This is a genomic window from Nocardioides sp. (genome assembly GCF_035697785.1).
Lineage (GTDB): Bacteria > Actinomycetota > Actinomycetes > Propionibacteriales > Nocardioidaceae > Nocardioides_B.
On the sequence record NZ_DASSCL010000109.1, the window covers coordinates 1 to 18138 of the forward strand.

20 protein-coding genes are annotated in these 18138 nt (G+C 72.4%); 6 read left to right on the plus strand and 14 right to left on the minus strand.

Annotated elements, in window-relative coordinates:
* Positions 1-1776: glycogen debranching protein GlgX (glgX, locus tag VFH10_RS11090; RefSeq protein ID WP_325128446.1), on the minus strand; the 1776-nt coding region annotated here is incomplete at its 3' end.
* A gap of 184 nt (positions 1777-1960) precedes the next feature.
* Between glgX and VFH10_RS11095 the strand changes: the two genes are divergently transcribed.
* On the plus strand, positions 1961-3334 hold the full coding sequence (locus VFH10_RS11095; RefSeq protein WP_325128447.1) for an NADP-dependent succinic semialdehyde dehydrogenase: 1374 nt from the start codon (positions 1961-1963) through the stop codon (positions 3332-3334).
* A 105-nt stretch (positions 3335-3439) separates the two neighbouring features.
* Here the strand turns inward: VFH10_RS11095 and VFH10_RS11100 are convergent, their stop codons facing one another.
* On the minus strand, positions 3440-4900 hold the full coding sequence (locus VFH10_RS11100; RefSeq protein WP_325128448.1) for a cobyric acid synthase: 1461 nt from the start codon (positions 4898-4900) through the stop codon (positions 3440-3442).
* 12 nt (positions 4901-4912) lie between these two features.
* A complete protein-coding gene (locus tag VFH10_RS11105; protein WP_325128449.1) occupies positions 4913-5944 on the minus strand; it encodes a 5'-3' exonuclease in 1032 nt (343 codons plus the stop codon).
* Between the two features lie 168 nt (positions 5945-6112).
* On the opposite strand from VFH10_RS11105, the gene VFH10_RS11110 reads away from it, so the two are divergent.
* Positions 6113-6496 (plus strand): PaaI family thioesterase, encoded by a 384-nt coding sequence (locus VFH10_RS11110; protein WP_325128451.1) that lies wholly within the window; start codon positions 6113-6115, stop codon positions 6494-6496.
* A 9-nt stretch (positions 6497-6505) separates the two neighbouring features.
* Here VFH10_RS11110 and VFH10_RS11115 read toward each other — a convergent pair whose 3' ends face one another.
* The 5 genes from VFH10_RS11115 to VFH10_RS11135 form a co-directional block, all read right to left on the minus strand.
* A complete protein-coding gene (locus tag VFH10_RS11115) occupies positions 6506-6655 on the minus strand; it encodes a hypothetical protein (protein ID WP_325128453.1) in 150 nt (49 codons plus the stop codon).
* 213 nt (positions 6656-6868) lie between these two features.
* Positions 6869-7453: a DNA-3-methyladenine glycosylase I gene (locus VFH10_RS11120; RefSeq protein WP_325128455.1), complete on the minus strand. Its 585-nt coding sequence runs from the start codon at positions 7451-7453 to the stop codon at positions 6869-6871.
* Positions 7454-7501: 48 nt separating this feature from the next.
* A complete protein-coding gene (locus VFH10_RS11125) occupies positions 7502-8458 on the minus strand; it encodes an SDR family NAD(P)-dependent oxidoreductase (protein ID WP_325128457.1) in 957 nt (318 codons plus the stop codon).
* Complete coding sequence (locus VFH10_RS11130; RefSeq protein WP_325128459.1) at positions 8455-9195, minus strand: type II CAAX endopeptidase family protein; 741 nt, start codon at positions 9193-9195, stop codon at positions 8455-8457. The genes VFH10_RS11125 and VFH10_RS11130 overlap by 4 nt, the downstream gene beginning before the upstream one ends.
* A 4-nt stretch (positions 9196-9199) precedes the next feature.
* A complete protein-coding gene (locus tag VFH10_RS11135) occupies positions 9200-10108 on the minus strand; it encodes an NAD(P)H-binding protein (protein WP_325128461.1) in 909 nt (302 codons plus the stop codon).
* A 133-nt stretch (positions 10109-10241) separates the two neighbouring features.
* Between VFH10_RS11135 and VFH10_RS11140 the strand changes: the two genes are divergently transcribed.
* The 3 genes from VFH10_RS11140 to VFH10_RS11150 are packed head-to-tail and all read left to right on the plus strand — an operon-like array spanning position 10242 to position 11562.
* Complete coding sequence (locus VFH10_RS11140; protein WP_325128463.1) at positions 10242-10850, plus strand: YceI family protein; 609 nt, start codon at positions 10242-10244, stop codon at positions 10848-10850.
* Positions 10851-10852: 2 nt separating this feature from the next.
* Positions 10853-11380, plus strand: a complete 528-nt coding sequence (locus VFH10_RS11145; RefSeq protein WP_325128464.1) for a VOC family protein — start codon at positions 10853-10855, stop codon at positions 11378-11380.
* Positions 11377-11562, plus strand: a complete 186-nt coding sequence (locus VFH10_RS11150; protein WP_325128466.1) for a hypothetical protein — start codon at positions 11377-11379, stop codon at positions 11560-11562. Before VFH10_RS11145 ends, VFH10_RS11150 begins: the two co-directional genes overlap by 4 nt.
* On the opposite strand, the gene VFH10_RS11155 is transcribed toward VFH10_RS11150, so the two are convergent.
* The 6 genes from VFH10_RS11155 to VFH10_RS11180 are packed head-to-tail and all read right to left on the minus strand — an operon-like array spanning position 11559 to position 16384.
* Positions 11559-12248 carry a GTP cyclohydrolase II gene (locus tag VFH10_RS11155; RefSeq protein ID WP_325128468.1) on the minus strand — a complete coding sequence of 230 codons (690 nt, stop codon included), beginning with the start codon at positions 12246-12248 and terminating at the stop codon, positions 11559-11561. The genes VFH10_RS11150 and VFH10_RS11155 overlap by 4 nt on opposite strands.
* Positions 12245-12952 carry a RibD family protein gene (locus tag VFH10_RS11160; protein ID WP_325128470.1) on the minus strand — a complete coding sequence of 236 codons (708 nt, stop codon included), beginning with the start codon at positions 12950-12952 and terminating at the stop codon, positions 12245-12247. Before VFH10_RS11160 ends, VFH10_RS11155 begins: the two co-directional genes overlap by 4 nt.
* Positions 12945-13937 carry a lysylphosphatidylglycerol synthase transmembrane domain-containing protein gene (locus VFH10_RS11165; RefSeq protein WP_325128577.1) on the minus strand — a complete coding sequence of 331 codons (993 nt, stop codon included), beginning with the start codon at positions 13935-13937 and terminating at the stop codon, positions 12945-12947. The genes VFH10_RS11160 and VFH10_RS11165 overlap by 8 nt, the downstream gene beginning before the upstream one ends.
* Positions 13900-15003: a glycosyltransferase family 4 protein gene (locus VFH10_RS11170; protein ID WP_325128472.1), complete on the minus strand. Its 1104-nt coding sequence runs from the start codon at positions 15001-15003 to the stop codon at positions 13900-13902. The genes VFH10_RS11165 and VFH10_RS11170 overlap by 38 nt, the downstream gene beginning before the upstream one ends.
* Positions 15000-15398: a 6-carboxytetrahydropterin synthase gene (locus tag VFH10_RS11175; protein ID WP_325128474.1), complete on the minus strand. Its 399-nt coding sequence runs from the start codon at positions 15396-15398 to the stop codon at positions 15000-15002. Before VFH10_RS11175 ends, VFH10_RS11170 begins: the two co-directional genes overlap by 4 nt.
* Positions 15398-16384: a zinc-binding alcohol dehydrogenase gene (locus VFH10_RS11180; RefSeq protein WP_325128476.1), complete on the minus strand. Its 987-nt coding sequence runs from the start codon at positions 16382-16384 to the stop codon at positions 15398-15400. Before VFH10_RS11180 ends, VFH10_RS11175 begins: the two co-directional genes overlap by 1 nt.
* Before the next feature lie 102 nt (positions 16385-16486).
* Here VFH10_RS11180 and VFH10_RS11185 point away from each other — a divergent pair, with 102 nt between their 5' ends.
* Entirely contained in the window at positions 16487-18130 is a 1644-nt protein-coding gene (locus VFH10_RS11185; RefSeq protein ID WP_325128478.1) for a CDP-alcohol phosphatidyltransferase family protein, read from the plus strand.
* Positions 18131-18138 lie beyond the last annotated feature (8 nt).

Sequence of the window (18138 nt, forward strand, 5' to 3'; positions counted from 1 at the left end):
GCGCACTTCGTCGCCGGTGCGCAACGGCTTGCCTTCGAAGAAGCGGCGACGCCGGAACACCGGGTGCTTCTTGCGCAGTTCGGTGACCCGGCGGGTGAAGGTGACCAGATCGGCGTTGGTCTCGCACATCGTCCAGTCCATCCACGAGATCTCGGAGTCCTGGCAGTACACGTTGTTGTTGCCGCGCTGGGTGCGGCCGAACTCGTCGCCGTGGCTGATCATGGGCGTGCCCTGGCTGACCAGGAGGGTGACCATGATGTTGCGCATCTGCCTGGCGCGCAGTGCCAGGATCTCCGGATCGTCGGTCGGACCCTCGACGCCACAGTTCCACGACCGGTTGTGGCTCTCCCCGTCGTTGTTGTCCTCGCCGTTCGCCTCGTTGCGCTTCTCGTTGTAGGAGACCAGGTCCCGCATCGTGAAGCCGTCGTGGGCGGTGACGAAGTTGACCGAGGCGATCGGCTTGCGACCGGAGTGCTCGTAGAGGTCCGAGGAGCCGGTGATGCGCGACGCGAACTCCGCCAGCGTCGAGCCCTCGCCGCGCCAGTAGTCGCGGACCGCGTCGCGGTACTTGCCGTTCCACTCGGTCCACAGCGGCGGGAAGTTGCCGACCTGGTAGCCGCCCTCGCCGACGTCCCACGGCTCGGCGATCAGCTTGACCTGGCTGACCACGGGGTCCTGCTGCACCAGGTCGAAGAACGCGGACAGCCGGTCGACCTCGTGGAACTGGCGGGCCAGGGACGACGCGAGGTCGAACCGGAAGCCGTCGACGTGCATCTCGGTGACCCAGTAGCGCAGCGAGTCCATGATCAGCTGCAGCACGTGCGGGTGCCGCATCAGCAGGGTGTTGCCGGTGCCCGTCGTGTCGTAGTAGTGCACCTTGTCCTCGTCGACGAGCCGGTAGTAGGCGGCGTTGTCGATGCCCCGGAAGCACAACGTGGGCCCGAGGTGGTTGCCCTCGGCGGTGTGGTTGTAGACCACGTCGAGGATCACCTCGATGTCCGCCTCGTGCAGCGCCTTCACCATGGCCTTGAACTCCTGCACCTGCTGGCCGCGCTGGCCGGAGGCGGAGTAGGCGTTGTGCGGGGCGAAGAACCCGATCGTGTTGTAGCCCCAGTAGTTGGCCAGGCCCTTGTCGACCAGGGTCGTGTCCTGGACGAACTGGTGCACGGGCATCAGCTCGATCGCGGTGACCCCGAGGTTCTTGAGGTGGTCGATCGTCGCCGGGTGCGCGATCCCGGCGTAGGTCCCGCGGATGTCCTCGGGCACGTCGGGGTGGGTCATCGTCAGGCCCTTGACGTGCGCCTCGTAGATGACGGTGTCGTGGTACTCGTGGTCGGGGTGCCGGTCCTGTCCCCAGTCGAAGTAGGGGTTCACCACCACACCGAGCATGGTGTGACCGCGGCTGTTGCGCTTGTTGAACTTGTCGGGGTTGTCGAACTTGTAGGAGAACAGCGACTCGTCGCCGTCGATCTGCCCCTCGACCGCCTTGGCGTAGGGGTCGAGCAGCAGCTTCGCCGGGTTGCAGCGGTGGCCCTCGGCCGGCCGGTAGGGGCCGTGGACCCGGTAGCCGTAGCGTTGACCGGGCTGGACGCCGGGCAGGTAGGCGTGGTGGACGAACGCGTCGGTCTCCTGCATCTCGACCCGGGTCTCGCCGCCCTGCTCGTCGATCAGGCAGAGCTCGACCTTGTCGGCCACCTCGGAGAAGAGGGCGAAGTTCGTCCCCGAGCCGTCGTAGGTCGCCCCCAGGGGGTAGGGGCGGCCGGGCCAGATCTGCATGGTTCCCTCTCGGAGGTGCTGGCGAGGCCCGGGTTTTCCGGGGCTCCGTGTCATGGTCGCGCAGCGGGGTCCTTCGTCGCGCTGCCGATGCACCGTACCCCCCAAGCGGGTCGACGATGCGAGCTCGGCCGAAGCTGCGGAATCAGCACTTCATTCGCGCCCGCGGGCATGGAACAGTGGCCCCATGCCGATCACGACGACTGACCCCCGCAGCGGAGAGGTGCTCCGCACGTTCGACGAGCTCACCGACGAGCAGCTCGAGGAGCGCATCGCCCGGGCCGCGGCCGCCGCCGCGACGTACCGGCTGACCTCCTTCGAGGAGCGCGCGGGCTGGCTTCGTGCGGCGGCCGACATCCTCGACCGGCGCACCGACGAGCTCGCCTCGCTGATGACGCTCGAGATGGGCAAGACCAAGAAGGCGTCGGCCGCCGAGATCGGGAAGTGCGCCGCCGTGCTGCGCTACTACGCCGACCACGCCGGGGCGATCCTCGCCGACGAGGAGGTCGACGCCGCCAAGGTGAACGCGAGCAAGGCCTACGCCCGCTACCTTCCGCTCGGCGTGGTGCTGGCGATCATGCCGTGGAACTTCCCGCTCTGGCAGGCCATGCGCTTCGCGGCGCCCGCGCTGGCAGCGGGCAACGTCGGGCTGCTCAAGCACGCGAGCAACGTGCCGCAGACGGCCCTGTTCATGGAGGACCTGTTCCGCGAGGCCGGCTTCCCCGACGACGTCTTCCAGACCCTGCTCATCGGCAGCGGCAAGGTCGAGCGCGTGATCCGGGACGACCGGGTCGCCGCCGCGACGCTCACCGGCTCCGAGGGCGCCGGCGTGGCCGTCGGCCGGACCGCGGGCGAGTCGCTGAAGAAGGTCGTTCTCGAGCTCGGCGGCTCCGACGCGTTCGTGGTGATGCCGTCGGCCGACCTCGCGCAGGCCGCCAAGGTGGCGACCGTCTCGCGCACCCAGAACAACGGCCAGTCGTGCATCTCGGCGAAGCGGTTCCTGGTGCACGCCGACGTCTACGACGAGTTCATGGCGCACTTCACCAAGGAGATGTCCGCCCTCGTGGTGGGCGACCCGATGGAGGAGGGCACCGACGTCGGACCGCTCGCCACGGAACAGGGCCGCGAGGACGTCGAGGGGCTGGTGAAGGACGCCGTCGACAAGGGCGCGAGCGTGGTGCTCGGCGGTGAGCGGCCCGACCGGGACGGGTGGTGGTACCCGCCGACGATCCTCACCGACCTCACCGAGGACATGGACGTCTACCGCGAGGAGGTCTTCGGGCCGGTCGCCATGGTCTACAAGGTCGCCGACGTCGACGAGGCGATCGCGCTGGCCAACGCCACCCGCTTCGGCCTCGGCTCCAACGCGTGGACCAACGACTCCGAGGAGCAGGAACGCTTCGTCCGCGACCTCGAGGCCGGCCAGACCTTCATCAACGGCATGGTGGCGTCCTTCCCGGCCCTCCCCTTCGGTGGGGTGAAGGCCTCGGGTCACGGACGCGAGCTGGCCGACCACGGCATCCGCGAGTTCACCAACATCAAGACCGTCTGGATCGCCTGACCCTCCCCGCCCCGACGGGGCAACGCGCGAGGAGTCACCTAATCGGGCCTCTCGACGGCGTGTCGCTGCACGAGTGACCCCTCGGCACCGGCCGCCGGCCGCCGGTCAGCCGCGGACGAGGTCGAGGAGCGCGCCGACGTCGAGATGCTCCTCGACGGCGTCCGCGAGGGTGTCGAGCCGCGCCTCGCGGAGCCCGGCGAACGAGACGCGTCCGGCCTGGAACGCCTGGCGGCCGAGCAGCTCGGCGGCCTCGGCCAGCCACGCGTGCCGGAAGTCGTCGCCCTCGAGGCTGCCGTGCCACATGGTGCCGAAGACCCGGCCCGACCTCGCCCCGCCGAGGAACTCATCGCCCGTCGCGACCTCGACGCGACCGTGGTGGATCTCGTAGCCGGAGGCTGGTACGCCGAGCGCGGAACCCACCGGCAGCCTCAGCACCTTGTCGGCGTCGAACGTCGTGTGCGCGTCGAGCAGCCCGAGGCCCTCGACCCGGGTGCCGGGCCGGCCCTCCACCCCGTCAGGATCGGAGACCGTCACGCCGAGCATCTGGAAGCCACCGCAGATCCCCAGCACCACACCACCCCGCCGGGCGTGGGCGGTGACCGCGTCGGCGAGGCCGGTCTCGCGCAGCCAGGCCAGGTCGCTGATCGTGGCCCGGGTGCCGGGCAGCACCACCACGTCGGCGGTCGCCAGGTCGCGCGGACGGTCGGCGAAGCGGACGTCGAGGCCGGGCTCCACGCACAGCGCGTCGACGTCGGTGAAGTTGCTGACTCGCGGCAGCACCACGACCGCCACCCGCAGCGGGTCGGCCGCGGCCCCGGTGCGGCGTACCCGGTCACGGAGCGCCAGCGAGTCCTCGGAGTCCAGCCACAGGTCGGGCAGCCAGGGCAGCACGCCGAGCACCGGTCGCCCGGTGAGCTCCTCGAGACGGTCGAGGCCGGGACGCAGCAGCCCGCGGTCGCCGCGGAACTTGTTGACCACCCAGCCGACCACCAGCGCGCGGTCGGCCTCGTCGAGCAGGGCGAGAGTGCCGTACATCGCGGCGAACACCCCGCCCCGGTCGATGTCCCCGACCACCACGGTCGGGATCCGGCCGTGCTGGGCCAAGCCCATGTTGACGTAGTCGTGGGCGCGCAGGTTGATCTCCGCCGGGCTGCCGGCGCCCTCGCAGACCACCACGTCGAAGCGCCCCACCAGCTCGTCGTACGCCGTGTAGGCCGCCTCGGCGAGGCCGTCGCGACCGCCGGCGAAGTCGTGCGCGCCGAGCCGCCCGGCCGGGCGACCCCGCACCACCACGTGGCTGACCAGGTCGCTCCCGGGCTTCAGCAGGACCGGGTTCATCGCCGACTCCGGCTGCACCCGGGCGGCGATCGCCTGCACCCACTGGGCCCTGCCGATCTCGGCGCAGGTGCCGTCGGGTTCGACGGTGACCATCGAGTTGTTGGACATGTTCTGCGCCTTGAACGGCGCCACCCGGACACCGCGGCGCGCGAAGGCCCGGCACAGTGCCGTCGTCACGACGGTCTTGCCGGCGTCGGAGGTGGTGCCGGCCACGAGGAGGCTGCCCAACTCCGCGGTCTCCTAGAAGAGGGTGGGGTCGGGCTCGGGCTGGCGCGGCAGTGGCGGGAACCGGGCGGCGGAGTGGACCCGCGGGGGTCGCCACGCGTCGTCCATGTCGACCGGACGCGGCACCGAGATCGCCATGCCGGTGAGGGACCGGACGAGCCCCGGCGCGTGCAGCTCGAACCGGGAGAGCACCGGGCGCACCACGTCGGGCGGGAGCGGCAGCCCACCGCGCCCGGCCGCGGGCTCGAGACCGAGCGCCAGGTCGCGGTGCATCGTCATCACCGCCCGGTTGAGCTGCCAGGTCTCGCGGGCCTCGTCGGTGGCCAGGGTCCGCGCGAGCGCCTTGCCGAGCGCCGCCCGGCATAGCTCCCCTCCGGCGACGGCGTCGTCGAAGGCGGCCTCCGCGCAGCCGAACTCCGCGAGCAGGCGGGCGGCGGTCTTGGGGCCGAAGCCGCGGACACCGGGCAGGTTGTCGGAGGTGTCTCCACGCAGCGCGGCGAAGTCGAGGTACTGCTCCGGGCGGACACCCGTGACCAGCGTGAGCCGGTGCGGGTCGAGCATCGGCGAGGCGTCGACGCCGCCGTTGAGGATCCTCAACATGCGGGTGTGCTCGTCGATGAGGGCGAACGAGTCGCGGTCGGACGTGGCGATCACCGTGCGCGCACCGACCGTCGGCGCCCAGGCCGCCGCGGACGCCAGCACGTCATCGGCCTCGAGCCCCTCGGGACGCACCACCACCACACCGAGGTCACGGAGCACGTGCACGGCCTCCTCGAGCTGCTCGTCGAGCGTCGGAGGCTTGGGGTCACGGTGCGCCTTGTAGATCGGCCACCGATCGCGGCGTACGGACACGTCCGGGTCGTCGAAGCCCACGACGACCGCGTCGGCACAGGCCCGGTCGATGGCGGCGCCGAGCATGGAGAGGAAGCCGCGGATCGCCCAGCCGGCCCGGCCGTCGGCGGTGCGGAACCCGCTGCGCGCGGAGGCGTGGAAGCACCGGTGCAGCACGGAGTTGCCGTCGATGGCGAGCAGCGTCGGGGTGGACATCAGGGCCAGCCTGCCACGACCCACCGACGGCCGGCGCGGCAACCGGTCGGGTCGGCGGCTTCGCCTGACCTTCCCGTGGCGATCTCCTCCTTCCCGCCGTGAGTTCACACCGGGGAGCGGGCGATTCACTGGGTCCCCAGTGAATTGGCCCCCCACTAGGATCGGCGAATGCACACGAACCCGGGAGGCCCGTTCGCCGACTACCTCGGCATCCGGTACGAGGAGGTCACCGGCGACCGGGTGGTCGCCACCTGGGCGGTCAACCAGGCCCTGCACCAGCCCTTCGGGGTCGCGCACGGCGGCGCACACTGCGGGGTGGTGGAGACGCTGGCCAGCGTCGGCGCCTCCGTCTGGTTCGGCGATCGGGGCAAGGTGGTCGGGGTCAACAACAACACCGACTTCTACCGGGCGGTCAGCGACGGCGAGCTCAGGTCGACCGCTACGCCGGTGCACCGCGGACGGTCGCAGCAGGTGTGGGTGGTGGAGACGGTCGACGCCGAAGGGCGGACCGTCGCCCGTGGTCAGGTGCGGCTGCAGAACCTGGCCGGCTGAGCCGCCGGGTCAGATCGACAGCGGGTCAGACGCCGGGGTCGGTTCACCCTCGGGGCGCGCGAACGCCGAGACGTACGGCGCTATCAGGGCGGACAACCCCTCCGCGGCGACCCGGCGCTGGTAGTCCAGCTGCTGCTCGAGGGCGCTCCCGACGCTCACCCGCCGTGCCAGGTCCCAGCAGTCAGCGTGATAGGTCTCCCCGCCCTCGGACGGCCCGGCGGTCGCGTGCTGCGGCTTGATGGGATTGCGACAGTGAGGGCACCGCAACCGGTCCACCCTTGTCCCCTTTCCGTACCGCCGAGGTCAGGATAGGTGCGGCCGGGGACGGGCCGCCGGAAGTCCGCGTAAAAGATGCAGGATGCGTGCGACGGGTCATGTCCAGATCCCCGAGCTGCCCCGCCGGTGGCTGTCGACCAGGTGGGTGTCGACAATGCCGACGGCCTCCATCAGCGCATACATCGTGGTCGGTCCGACGAACACGAAGCCCTTGGCACGCAGGGCCTTCGCCAGCGCCTTCGACTTCGGTGACGTGGTGGGCGCGTCGGCGTACGACGTCGGGGCGGGGGTGCGGTCGGGCTTGAACGACCAGACCAGGTCGACGAGGCCGCCGTCCTCGCGCAACCCCACGGTCGCCCGTGCGTTGGAGATGGTGGCCTCGATCTTGCGGAGGTTGCGCACGATCCCGGCATCGGCCATCAGCCGGGCGACGTCGTGCTCGTCGTAGGCCGCCACCGTGTCGGGGTCGAAGCCGTCGAAGGCCGCGCGGAACGCCGGGCGCTTGCGCAGGATCGTCGCCCAGGAGAGGCCGGACTGGAACGCCTCGAGGCTGAGCCGCTCGAACAGCCCCGTCTCGTCACGGACCGGCATCCCCCACTCGGTGTCGTAGTAGTCGCGCAGCAGCGGGTCGGTCGCCGCCCACGTCGGACGAGCGAGGCCGTCGTCGCCGATCACGGTCATGGCGGCGAACCTACCGGCAGCCACCCCCAGAGCAGCGCGTTCACCGGCTCAGTCGCGTTGCAGCCCGGCGGCGTCGAGCACCCACTGCCACATCCGATCCCGGTCGCCGGGTGCCTCACGTGTCGCCGCGCGGTAGTGCGTGTCGCGCGCGGCCCGGTCGTGCCAGAACCGGCCGCCCGGCGGAGCCGGCTGGGTCGCCGCCAGCCAGACCACGGTGTCGGCGCCGGAACGAGCGTCGCGCAGCAGCGGGCTCGTCACCTTGCGGAACAGCGGCAGCGACGTCGCCAGCCCGGGGGTGTCCGCCCAGCCGGGGTGCATCGCGTGCACGCGGATGCCGTCGCCGCGCCAGCGCTCCTCCATGAGCGGGGTGAGCGCGACCTGCATTCGCTTGGAGCGGGCGTAGGCGACGGCGCCCTTGTACTCCCCTCGCTGGTAATCGGGGTCGTGGGCCGGGAGCCGCTGGGTGTACATCCCGCCGGACGACACCAGCACGACCCGGGCGTCGTGACCGGCCAGCACCGGCCGGAGCAGCTCGGTCATCAGCAGCGGGCCGAGCACGTGCAGCGTGACGGTGAGCTCGTGACCACCCGGCGCCTCGGTCCGCTCGGCCGGCATGGCACCTGCGTTGTGCACGAGTACGTCGACACGGGGCAGCCGGGCCACGAGGTCGCCGGCCGCGCGTCGCACGTCCTCGAGGTCGGACACGTCGCAGACCTCGACGTGCAGCTCGGCACCGGGGAGCTCGGCCGTGATCGCTTCCGCCGCCGCCCTCCCCCGGGACTCGTTGCGGACCAGCAGGTGAACGGCGGCGCCGAGACGGGCCAGGCCGAGCGCCGTCTCCTGTCCGAGCCCGGAGCTCGCCCCCGTGACGGCGGCCCGCTTGCCGGCCAGCGCCCCCGGAGGAGGGTCGTCGTCGGGCCACCACCTTCGTCGTACGAGATAGCCGAGCCTGGAGTAGCCGGGCGCGACCGTCCGGTCGAGCAGGGTGTCCAGCCGGCGGGTCATCGGGTCTCCTCGTGGGCGCGACGGAACAGCGGTGGGAGGTAGCGCACCATCAGCGCCGACCACGTGAGGTGGGTGAGTGCCGGCGCCTGGAGCCCGTGGGAGGCGCGCCGCTGGTAGCCGAACAGCGTGCCCATCACCGCGGCGGCGAGCACCAGCGCCGGGTTGCGGGTCGTCGCGGTCGCCAGGGTGTAGACCGCGGTGGACGTGAGCACGGGCCGCTCCTCCCCGAGGGCCGCGTAGAGGGCGCCGCGGAAGAACACCTCTTCACCGAGTCCGTTCGCGAGCGTCGTGAGCAGCACCAGCGGCTCGTCGCCCTCCTCGGCGAACACGAGGACGCGGGAGATCGCGCGGTCCAACGGCGGGATCGCCCGGGCGGCGAGGGCGCAGGCGTAGAAGAAGCCGAACGCGCCGACACCGGTGGCGATCGGCGTGACCACCGGGCGGCGCAGCCGCCGGTCGCGCCCCTGGATCCAGCCGAGGTGCAGGGGGCCCGACAGCAGGCCGCCGGCCGTCCACACGCCGGCGACGGTCAGGGTCGCACCGTAGAACTCCTTGGAGCCCGGCCGGGTCGACAACGATGCCCCCAGCAGGCCCGCGCCGGCGACCGATACGCCGGCCACCACGCGTCGTCGCCGCCGTCTCACCGCCGGCGACTCGTGGTGCGCCACCGGCGCCACGTGGGTCAGCGGCATCGGCAGCCGGCCCCGCAGCCGGTGGCGGAGCCCGCGCCCGTGCACCGGCTCAGCCCTTCCGCCGGCTCTGGCGCCACTCGGCGAGGGCGGTGCGGACCGCGTCGTCGTAGCTCATCGGCTCGAACGGTACGACGTCGCGGATCGAGTCGTCCTGGACGACCACCTCGGTGGCCATCGAGTCCACGAGGTTGCGCCCGGCCTGGGTGTCGACGTCGGTGACCAGCGAGAGCCAGCGCGACGAGAGGCCCGGGCTGAGCAGCGGCACCGGGATGATCGGCAGGGTGCGACCCTCGACCTTCGCCACCCGCCTGAGCATGTCGGCGTAGCTCAGCACCTCCGGCCCACCGACCTCGAACACGCGCCCCTCCGCGTCCGGGTGGCCGAGCACGCCGACGAGGTAGCGGACCACGTCGTCGACCGCGATCGGCTGCGTGCGCGTGCTGACCCAGCGCGGCGTCACCATCGCCGGCAGGTGCTGCACGAGCTGGCGGGTCATCTCCCAGGAGATCCCGCCGTGCCCGACGACGATGCCGGCGCGCAGCACCGTCACGGGGACCCCGCCGGCCCCGAGCAGCCCTTCCACCTCGCGACGACTCCGCAGGTGCGAGGACAGTCGGTCGAAGTCACCGCCGAGGCCGCCGAGGTAGATGATCTGCTTGACGCCCGCGTCGCCGGCCGCCTGCCCGAACGCCCGGGCGGCATCGGCGTCGAGCCGCTCGAAGTCGGCCGAGTCCAGCGAGTGCACGAAGTAGTACGCCGCGCCGCAGCCGTCGAGCGCCTCGACGAGGGACGGGGGCTCGTGCACGTCGCCCCGGACCGGGTCACCCGGTCCGTCGTACGCCTCGGGCCGGCGGGTCATCGCGCGCACGGCGTGCCCGGCCTCCTCGAGCGCGGCGGCGACGCGGCGGCCGACGAACCCGGAGGCGCCGGTCACCAGGACTGGTCCGTCATGAGTCACGCCGGGGTTCATACCCGCCGGCCGGGATCCCCATGCTGGGCCGTGACCATCCCTCGGACGGAACGCTTGACATTTCAACATTCGGCTCTCTATATTGATTGAACCTTCAAGTTATCTATCCGAGGAGCACCTCATGGGTCTGTTCAACCGCAAGACCAGCACCGCCACCGTCCCGGCTCCCGTGGCCGCGACCACCACCCTCTCCGGCGACTACGCCATCGACGCCTCGCACACCCGCGTCGGCTTCTCCGCCCGGCACGCCATGGTCACCACCGTTCGCGGCCAGTTCGGCGAGTTCGAGGGCACCGCGCACTTCGACGCCGCGAACCCGGCCGCCTCGTCGGCGCAGATCGTCATCAAGGCAGCCAGCATCGACACCGGCTCGGCCGACCGCGACGGCCACCTGCGCTCCGGCGACTTCTTCGACGTGGAGACCTACCCCGAGATCCGCTTCGCCTCCACCTCCGCCAGGCTCGTCGACGCCGACACGTGGGCACTGACCGGCGACCTCACCATCAAGGACGTGACGAAGCCGGTCACGATCGAGTTCGAGCACACCGGCGCGGCGACCGACCCGTTCGGCAACCGGCGCATCGGCTTCGAAGGCAGCGTCTCGGTCAACCGCAAGGACTGGGACCTGACCTGGAACGCCGCCCTCGAGACCGGCGGCGTGCTGGTCAGCGAGAGGGCCAAGCTCGAGTTCGACATCTCCGCCATCGCGCTCGTCTCCGAGAACGCCTGAGCATGACCGTCAACGCCGTCCGGCTGAACCACGCGGTGCTGTTCGTCGCCGACCTGGAGCGCAGCGTCGAGTTCTACCAGCGCGCCTTCGCGATGCAGGTGGTTGCGAGGGAGCCGCGTGCCGACGCGGCCTTCCTCCGGCTGCCGCGATCGGGCAACCACCACGACCTGGGCCTGTTCGGCGTCGGGCCGCAACCCCAGGAAGTCAGCGGACCCGGCCGCACGCTCGGGCTTTACCACCTCGCCTGGCAGGTCGACACCATCGACGAGCTGGTCGAGGCGCGGTCCACGCTGGCCGAGCTGGGGGCGCTCCAAGGCGAGTCGAGCCACGGCGCCACCAAGAGCCTCTACGCCACCGACCCGGACGGCAACGAGTTCGAGGTCATGTGGATGCTCCCCCGGGCACAGTGGGGTGCCTACGAGAACGCCGCACCGGTCGAGCGGCTCCACCTCGACGACGAGGTGCGCGAGTGGTCCGGGGTCCGCACCGCCGCCGAGCTGGTCCCGCAGGGACCGGAGGTCGCGTCGTGACCGGCACCTTCGCTCCCCCGACTGTGGCCACCCACGGCTCGACCGACCCTTCGACTCCGCTGGGGGTGCTCCTGCACGGCCGCGGGTCCGACGAGCGGGAGATCCTGAGCGTTGCGCCTCATCTCCCCGAGGGTCCGGCGTACGCCGCGGTGCGGGCTCCGATAGCGGAGGGCGGCGGCTAGGAGCCGGCGGACTCCGGCTCGTCGCCCCAGACCCCGTCGAGGGTGTGTCCGCCGCGGTCGGCCTTGGCCGCGAGGTAGCGCCCGTTGGCGGCGTTCAGGTGGACGCCGGTCGGCACCCGCTCGCTGACCGTGATGCCGTGGCACTCCAGCTGGTCGCCCTTGTCGGGGTTGTTGCTGAGCAGCGCGACGTCCTCCTGCCCGAGCGCGTGCAGCATCTGCGCGGCCGCGGCGTAGGTGCGTTCGTCGGCGGCGTACCCGAGCGCCAGGTTGGCGTCGTAGGTGTCGAGCCCGGTGTCCTGCAGGACGTAGGCGTCGAGCTTGGCGTACAGGCCGATGCCGCGGCCCTCCTGCCGCAGGTACAGCAGGAAGCCGCCCTCCCTGGTGATCCGCCGCACCGCCTCCGCGAGCTGCGGACCGCAGTCGCAGCGCTGGCTGCCCAGCACGTCTCCGGTGAGGCACTCGCTGTGCAGCCGGACCAGCGGCGGCGCAGCGGCGCGCCAGTCGCCCGCGGTGGGTCGCGCGACCGGGAGCGCGTGCTCACCCAGGCCGAGCGCCACGTGCTCGCGGCCGTCGACGAGGCCGTCGAAGGTGAAGACCCGCGCGGCGGTCGCGAACCCGTCCGCGAACCTCAGCGGCAGCGTGAGCTGGGTCCGGATGGTCGCCGCCGGCAGGTCGCGGCGGGTCATCGGGCGTCCTCGGCCGGCACCGGGCAGCGCGACGACAGCGCGTAGCGCAGGAGTACGACGTCGCCGATGGGGCGCGTCTCCAGCAGCCGGGCGCGACTGTCGGGCCGCCACGGGAACCGCCCGTCGTCGACGAGCCGTCGCGCGCGGGAGTCCCCGACGAACAGCGGGGCCACCACGAGCTGCAGCTCGTCGGCCAGATCCTCGGTCAGGAACTGTGTGAGCACGGTCCCGCCCCCCTCCACCATCAGCCGCCGCACGCCCCGTGCGTGCAGGTCCTCGCAGAGCCACCGCATCCGCACCGGACGGCCCGCGTCCACGACCGTGGCCACGCCGTCGAGCAGGTCCCGGGCCGTGTCCACCGTGTCGCCGGCGCAGTAGACGAGCTTGACGGTGTCGCCCACGGTGAAGAACTGCGCCTCCGGGTCGAGCTTCGCGCGCTCGGTGACCGTCACTTTCATCGGCGTCGGCGGCTGTCCCCGCGCCACGCGTTGCGCCGCCCTGGCGGAGTCGCGCACGACCAGCCGGGGGTTGTCGTTGCGGACCGTGCCGGCGCCGACCAGGATCGCGTCGCAACCCGCGCGCACGGCGTCGACCCGGTCGAGGTCCTCGGCGTTGGAGAGCACCAGCCGTTCGTCGGACGCGCTGTCGCAGTAGCCGTCGATGGACATCGCACAGCTCAGCACGGTGTAGGGGCGATCAGGCACGGCTCACCGCCTCGGGCGCAGCGCGCCGCAGAGGCACCAGCGCGAGCGCCCCGGGCAGTGTGGCGGCCAGCGCCATCACGCCGTACATGACCGAGACGGTAACGCCTTGCGCCGCCCCGAGTCCCGCGAAGCCGAAGGCCCAGGCCGCGGCGCCCTCGCGCGGACCCCAACCGGCGAGGTTCGCCGGGATGGCCGCGGCGAGCAGCACCACGAGGGCCAGCGGCAGTGCGGTGCCCAGTGGGACGGTCTCCCCGGACGCCCGAACGGCGACCACGAAGACCGCCGCATGGCCGAGCGCCACCAGCAGCGAGGCGGCGACGATGCCGAGCCAGACGCGCGGTCCCCTGAGGATCGCCGTGAGGTCCTCGACCGCAGCGCGGAGCACCCGCGACGGCCACCCGCGGCCCCGCACCGGCCGGCCACGCAGCAGCAGGACGATCGGCACACCGGCAGCCACGGCCAGCACCGCCGCGACGACCAGGGGCGTGCGGATCGGTGAGGGCATGGCCAGCAGCACCACGACGGTGAGCGCGACCTGCACCCCCTGGCCCAGCGAGCGCTCCCAGGCGACCGAGCGGACCGTGCGTCCCAGCTCCCCCGTCCGCCGACCGCGGTCCACGGCCCGGTGCACGTCGCCGAGCACACCGCCCGGGAGGGTGGAGTTGAGGAACGCGGCGCGGTAGCAGGCGGTGAACGCGGCGCCGAGCGGTACGTCGAGGCCGAGCCCGCGGGCCACCAGCCGCCACCGCCAGGCAGCGCACAGGATCGACAGCGCGGTGATCACCATCGCGGCGGCGAGCGCGGCCAGGCTGAGGTCGCGCAGGCCCTGCACGAACGGTCCGAAGCCGAGCGAGCCGACGAGCACGACGAGCACGGCCGCCCCGCACGCGAGACGAACCCAGGCCCAGCGTCGCTGCCCGATCGCCCGACCTCCCCTCTGCTCGTGCCTACTTGCCCATACGGATCGGACGCCGGGGTGGTTCAGACCGGACGGCGGACAGTGCCTCGGAGAGCACCCGGGCCGCGTCCGGCCAGCCGGGCAGGGAGTCCCGGCGCCGTCGCGCGGACCGACGCAGACGGGTGCGGAGCGGGGGCTCCGAAAGCCATGCGCGAAGCGCGTCCGCGAGCGCGACGGCGTCCCCGACCGGCACCAGCAGGCCGGGACGGTCCCGGTCGCCGCCGGGCCCGAACACCTCGGCCACACCCCCGACCTCGGTGCACACGACGGGCAGCCCGCGAGCCAGCGCCTCCGCGATCACCATGCCGTAGGTCTCCCCGCGGGAGGGCAGCACGAGCACGTCGGCAGCGGCGTACGCCCGGTCGAGCGCCTCCCCGGTGAGCGGTCCGGTGAACGTGAGCCGGTCTCCGAGGCTGCGGTCCTCGGCCGCGCGGCGCAGACCGTCGGCGTACTCGGGGTCGACGTCGAGCGCGCCCACACAGGTGCACCGCCAGGTCAGGTCGGAGACTCCCTCCAGCGCCCTCAGCAGGACGTCGTGGCCCTTGCCGGGAGTCACCGCCGCGACGCACAGCAGCCCACCCCCATCCTTGGTGCCGACGGCGGTCGGCGCCGGGTCGACACCCGGGACGGCGACCCGCACGCGCTGCGCGGGGACGCCGTGGTGCTCGGCCAGCCAGTCACGCGTCCAACGGCTCGTCGCCACGACCCCCGAGGCATGCGCCAGCACCGCGCGCTCCCCCGCGGCCGCCGCATCGTCGGCGTGCCCCAGCGGCATGTGCGACAGCACCACGAGCCGCAGCCGCGCACCGGCCGCCGCGAGGACCTCGGGCCCGGCAGAGACCACCAGGCCGTCGACGAGCAGGAGCGCACCGTCCGGACACCCACTGACAATGCTCTCGAGCAGCCCCCGGGCGGCCGGGTCCACCCGCGGCCAGGGCGTCGGCACCAGGTGCTCGTGGACCTCCCAGCCCAGGTCGCGCAGGCCGTCGAGCACCCGGCGGTCGTAGACGTTGCCGCCGCTCGGCCGCCGCGGGTCGTCCACGCTGTCGGGGAGGACGGCGTGCAGGACGGTCATCGCGCCCGCACCGGTCACAGTGACCGTTCGTAACCCGCGGACGCGACGTGCGACTCGTGCAGCACCACCTCGAGCGAGGCGGCCCGGCGCGCGCTCTCCCCCAGCGCGCCGTCGGCGATCCGGTCGGCCAGGCGGTCGGCCACCACCTTCGCGAGCGTCTCGGTGGTCGTGTTCACCCCGGCCAGCGAGGGGTCGTCGTCGAGGTTGCGGTAGCTCAGGTCGGCGACCACGGCGTGCAGCTCCTGGGTGGCCAGCCCGATGTCGACGACGATGCCGTCCGTGTCGAGCTCTTCCGCGCGGAATGTCGCGTCGACGACGTACGTCGCGCCGTGCAGTGCCTGTGCCGGCCCGAAGACCTCGCCGCGCAGGCTGTGCGCCACCAGCATGTGGTCGCGGACGGTCACTCTGAACATCAGTTCTCCCCCTGGTCGTAGACGATCGTGTGGCACAGAGCCGGCAGCTCGCCCGACACCAGTCGCGGCATCACGTCCGGCAGCTCCTCGAACTTCGAGCTCCCGGTGAGCAGCACGTCGAACGCCTCGTCGTGCAGCAGGTCGAGCGCCAGTGCCCGCCGCTCGGCCAGGGAGCGGCGCCCTAGGCGAGCGCCACCGACCGTGCCCACCTGGCTGGCCCGGATGCCGAGCCGAGCGGAGTGGAACGCGCCGCCCAGGGCCACGGTGACCGGGGTGTCGCCGTACCAGCTCACCTCCACCACCTGCGCCTCCGGCGCGAGCAGGTCGAGGGACAGCTGCAACCCGGCCGAGGTGGCGCTGGTGTGGAACACCAGGTCCCGGGCACCGACCGCCTCCTCCGGCCGAGCGAAGTCCGCGCCCAGCGCCGCAGCCGTGCGGGCACGCTCCGGCTCGACGTCGACCAGGGTGACCTCGACGCCGGGCATCCGGGCCAGCAGGCGAGCCACGCAGCAGCCGACCATGCCGGCGCCCACCACGGCGATCCGGTCCCCGACCAGAGGTGCCGCGTCCCAGAGGGCGTTCACCGCGGTCTCCACGGTGCCGGCGAGCACCGCGCGGGACGGCGGTACTCCGTCGGGAACCACCGTGACCGCGTCGGCCGGGACGACGTACCTCGTCTGGTGCGGGAACAGGCAGAAGACGGTGCGGCCGTCCAACGCCTCGGGCCCCTGCTCGACGACCCCGACGTTGAGGTAGCCGTACTTCACCGGGCCCGGGAAGTCGCCGTCCTGGAACGGCGCGCGCATCACGTCGTACTGGTCGACGGGCACCTCGCCGCGGAAGACGAGCGACTCGGTCCCCCGGCTCACGGCCGAGCGCAACGTGCGGACCAGGACCTGGTCGGGGCCTGGGTCGGGGACCTGTGCGGGCCTGATCTCCCCCCGCCCGGGCTCCTCGAGCCAGTAGGCGAACGCCTCGTGCGTCACCGCTCACCCCTTCCGCCGGTCCCGGGAGGGACCACTTGGTGAACCCCAGCATGGCGGCTCACGTATGGGACTGTGTAGCGCGACGCTGTGGGAGGGACACACGTGCGGTTGTTTCACGCGGGGCGGGGGCACCGACACCGGGCCTTCTCGCTCGCGTTGACGCTGCTCGCCGGCGTCCTGGTCTGGGCGGCTCTCGTGCTTCCCGACGAGCTCGACCTGCTGACCCCCTCGACGTTCCTCCGGATCCCCCTCGAGGCGCTCGTCGTGATCGCGCTCGCCGTCGTGCTGCCGGAGCGGGCCCGCCAGGTCACCGCGGTCGTGTTCGGCCTCCTGCTCGGCCTCGTCCTGGTGGTGAAGGTGACCAACATCGGCTTCGAGGTGGTGCTCGACCGGCCCTTCGACCCCGCGGTCGACTGGGCCTTCCTCGGCCCTGGCGTCGGCGTCGTGCGCGATACCGAGGGGCTGGGCTGGGCCGTCGCCGCCGTCGTCGGTGCGGTCCTCGGCACCGTCGCCGCCCTGACGCTGCTCCCGCTCGCGACGCTGCGTCTCACCCGGCTGGCCGCAGTTCACCGTCGCCCGTCACTCGTCGCGGTCAGCGCGCTGGGCCTCGCCTGGGTGCTCGCCGCGGTGACCGGGCTCCAGCTCTCGCCGGGCGGACGAGTGGCCTCCGCCAGTGCCGCCGAGCGGGTCTACTCCGACGTACGCCAGCTCCGCGCCGACATCCGGGACCGGGTCATCTTCACCGCCGAGGTCGAGGACGACCCGTTCGCCGACGTGCCCGCGGACAGGCTCCTGACCGGGCTCCGCGGCAAGGACGTCCTGGTCGTGTTCGTGGAGAGCTACGGCCGGGTCGCGATCGAGGACCCGGTGCTCTCCCCCGAGGTCAGCCGCGTCCTCGAGGCGGGGACCAGCCGCCTCGACGCGTTGGGCTTCTCCGCGCGCAGCGGCTTCCTGACCTCGCCCACGTTCGGCGCCGGCAGCTGGCTGGCGCACGCCACCTTGCAGTCCGGGCTGTGGCTCGACAACCAGCAGCGCTACGACCAGCTGCTGGCGGGAGATCGGATGACGCTCAGCTCTGCGTTCGAGCGTGCGGGCTGGCGTACGGTCTTCGCCCTTCCCGCCGTGAAGAAGGCCTGGCCGGAGGGCGCGAACTTCTACGGCTACGACGGGCTCGTCGACTTCGGCGCGCTGCAGTACGCCGGCCCGAAGTTTGGGTGGTCGCGAGTGCCCGACCAGTACCTGCTCTCGAGGTTCGAGCAGCTCGAGCTGACGGAGCGGGACCGGGAGCCCGTGATGGCCGAGGTCGACCTGTCCTCCAGCCATCACCCGTGGGCCCCGCTGCCTCGCATGGTGCCGTGGAGCTCCCTCGGGGACGGCTCGGTCTACAAGGGCATGCAGAAGGAGGGCCCCACCTCCGACGAGGTGTTCGAGGACCCCGACGACGTGCGCGAGCAGTACGCCTCGTCGGTGGCCTACTCCCTGGAGGCGCTGGTCTCCTGGGTCGGCACCTACGCCGACGACGACCTGGTGATGGTCGTGCTCGGCGACCACCAGCCGCACACCTACGTCACCGGCCCGGACCCCGACCACGACGTGCCGGTGTCGATCCTCGCGCACGACCCCGACGTGCTGCGGCAGGTCTCCGGCTGGGGCTGGGACGAGGGCCTGCGCCCGGGGCCGGACGCGCCGGTCTGGCGGATGGACAGCTTCCGGGACCGGTTCCTGACCACCTTCGGCCCCGGCTGACCGCCACC

What these genes read in the sequence shown, in the direction of transcription:
- VFH10_RS11095 (WP_325128447.1), top strand. Translation starts at nt 1,961, where the DNA reads ATGCCGATCACGACGACTGACCCCCGCAGCGGAGAGGTGCTCCGCACG.
- VFH10_RS11105 (WP_325128449.1), bottom strand. Translation starts at nt 5,944, where the DNA reads ATGTCCACCCCGACGCTGCTCGCCATCGACGGCAACTCCGTGCTGCAC.
- VFH10_RS11110 (WP_325128451.1), top strand. Translation starts at nt 6,113, where the DNA reads ATGCACACGAACCCGGGAGGCCCGTTCGCCGACTACCTCGGCATCCGG.
- VFH10_RS11120 (WP_325128455.1), bottom strand. Translation starts at nt 7,453, where the DNA reads ATGACCGTGATCGGCGACGACGGCCTCGCTCGTCCGACGTGGGCGGCG.
- VFH10_RS11125 (WP_325128457.1), bottom strand. Translation starts at nt 8,458, where the DNA reads ATGACCCGCCGGCTGGACACCCTGCTCGACCGGACGGTCGCGCCCGGC.
- VFH10_RS11140 (WP_325128463.1), top strand. Translation starts at nt 10,242, where the DNA reads ATGGGTCTGTTCAACCGCAAGACCAGCACCGCCACCGTCCCGGCTCCC.
- VFH10_RS11145 (WP_325128464.1), top strand. Translation starts at nt 10,853, where the DNA reads ATGACCGTCAACGCCGTCCGGCTGAACCACGCGGTGCTGTTCGTCGCC.
- VFH10_RS11155 (WP_325128468.1), bottom strand. Translation starts at nt 12,248, where the DNA reads ATGACCCGCCGCGACCTGCCGGCGGCGACCATCCGGACCCAGCTCACG.
- VFH10_RS11175 (WP_325128474.1), bottom strand. Translation starts at nt 15,398, where the DNA reads ATGTTCAGAGTGACCGTCCGCGACCACATGCTGGTGGCGCACAGCCTG.